2 protein-coding genes and 1 pseudogene are annotated in these 2,174 nt (G+C 35.3%); 1 reads left to right on the top strand and 2 read right to left on the bottom strand.

Going from position 1 to position 2,174, the window contains the following annotated elements; all coding sequences use genetic code 11:
• The first annotated feature begins 140 nt into the window (after positions 1–140).
• Positions 141–569, top strand: a complete 429-nt coding sequence (locus tag KW93_RS05440; protein ID WP_033541970.1) for a hypothetical protein — start codon at positions 141–143, stop codon at positions 567–569.
• 105 nt (positions 570–674) lie between these two features.
• Here KW93_RS05440 and KW93_RS05435 read toward each other — a convergent pair whose 3' ends face one another.
• Both KW93_RS05435 and KW93_RS17410 read right to left on the bottom strand, forming a co-directional pair.
• Positions 675–1,202 carry a hypothetical protein gene (locus tag KW93_RS05435; RefSeq protein ID WP_033541969.1) on the bottom strand — a complete coding sequence of 176 codons (528 nt, stop codon included), beginning with the start codon at positions 1,200–1,202 and terminating at the stop codon, positions 675–677.
• Between the two features lie 132 nt (positions 1,203–1,334).
• Positions 1,335–2,174 (bottom strand): annotated as a pseudogene (locus tag KW93_RS17410) (insertion element protein); the annotation flags it as partial.

The following is a 2,174-nucleotide window of genomic DNA, read 5'->3' as shown; positions in this document are numbered from 1 at the left end:
CAGTGTGTTTTTAGGCGTAAGGCCGACCGATACAAGTTGCATTAGGTTGTGGTTGTATCATAAAATGAATCCATTAATTTGGGTTCATTTTTTTATTTATTAATATATCGGGTATACACTAAAAAAAGGAGGTAATCATAATGAACGAACGACAAAAGGATATCGAAGAATTCATCAGCGTTATCAAAGAAGATCTAATGGAAATTTATAATGTATCTGAAGAAGAAGCCATATCGCTACTCAATAACTTTAAGCTTCGTGAATTAATCGACGAGTACGGTGAATTAGTCGCTCACTATCCCAGTCAAGAACTGGCGAAAATGGCATACGAAAAAACAAGACCTATTCGCAAACTAGATCCAAATAACAAATTGGAACAAGAAGATGCCGAAGATTACATTGGAATGTTGATGTTAGAAATAAAATCTAAGTACAGCCTTAACGATGAAGAAGTTGTAAATCTAATGATTGATTCAAGATTCGTAGAATTGTTTCAAGAAGATCCATATTACTACTTTCACTACCATCCCGAAGTCATAGCCAAACAAATTTATAATAGTAAAAGATGATTCATTTCCGATAGACAGGAAGTGATTTTTTTATGCAAAAAAAAAAAGCGTTATGAACGAAATCCTTTGAAAGGAATTCAGAATCAATAACACCTTTTATATTTTTTAATCGCCAGAACTTTCTTCTACCGTTTTAAATATTCTTGAATAAACGTCTTTTATATTTTCCTTCGTTACTTTCCCATTATCTAACCCGAATGTCGAAGTTCTTTGTTCACCGTTTGGAACTTCTAAAAAACCAGTGGCATAGTGATTATGGTAAGGAATTTCCCTAGATTCGTCATAAGCTTGTTCAGCTTCAACAAAAGGAAAGGCTCCAGTGTTGGTTTCTATAAAAAAGAATGGAAGGTGAGATTCTTTATAGACTGGTGCATACTGACTTTCAGCAGCTTCTGCAAGATTTTCTTTCATAATGAAAACAGCATCGTACTGCATTATCCCTTCTTTGTTAAACTCATCAAATGTTATTTCCTGAAAATCCACTTGCTCTTCTTTAACTTCGGGAGCTTTTCCTAACACCGCAATGCTTAACTCTTTCCCCTCATAAAGTTCGAATTCTGGTTTTGGCGAACAACCAACTATCAAGAAAAGCAGACTTGCTAATAAAAATAATTTTGTAATGTTTTTATTCATTCTGATTTTATCCCCCTTAATTTTTAATTTCCTCTTTGTTACTATTCTACCTTATTATTCATAAAATATTTTGAGATTCCTCAAATTAATAGAAAAAAGCTCAACCAAAGATTTGGTCAAGCATTCGATGTTTTAACGTTTGTAAATAATATCTTCCCAGGTATATACACGATCGGCAATTCCTAATCTTTGTGCGGGAGTTGCTTTTTTTCCTAGCGATTTGTACGGCAAACAGAAATTGTAATACGTCCGAAGAATTGTGATTGCCATTTGCGAATAGCGCGGATAGAAGTTCGCATAAATGTAGCTTTTACCATCCCCACGTGCCGTCACAAGTGGTCTTTCCAATATTGATAACCTACGCCGAATAATTTGTAGAAAGCTGTTAATCGCATTGTCATTAACGTTTAACAATAAGGCAGCTTGGTCAAAATGGCTTAAGTGAGAAATATCAGTAAGAATATCCATTTCACGATGGCCACGATCACTTGTCGGAATCGGATGCTTCATTGGATTCGAAGCGTGGGTGTAGTAAATCTCACCGTTTCCAGATGTTTGTTGATCGTGGAAATTATGTCCGTGCTTCAAGTCATCTTCAATATAAAGCAAAGCTATTTGTCGAAGACTAAATTTTTCATATCCTTTTCGTTCTCCCCATTTTTTCAATTCACGGACTGAACGATAAAACGTCTTTCTTGCTTGATTTCGAGTCAACGTTTTATCAGTTGTACAAATCATTTGTTGAGCGTTCTTATCAAGAATTTCATCTTTGAAAACCCGTTGATAAGAGTTGATTAATGATTCGTCATTATCGGTAATGAATCGCCATTGTTTAGCATCCAACTGATTTCGGATGAGCCACAGGTGAGCTTTTGACGTATAACTGGAATTCACGTGTAAACCGTCCACATACAGTCGTCTGGCTTCAAAATTATCCGATTGGCTCTGATAATCTGAAAAGCTTTGTGTATC

Source organism: Planococcus sp. CAU13 (assembly GCF_000775575.1).
GTDB lineage: Bacteria > Bacillota > Bacilli > Bacillales_A > Planococcaceae > Planococcus.
This window is presented reverse-complemented; position numbering and strand designations above follow the sequence as displayed.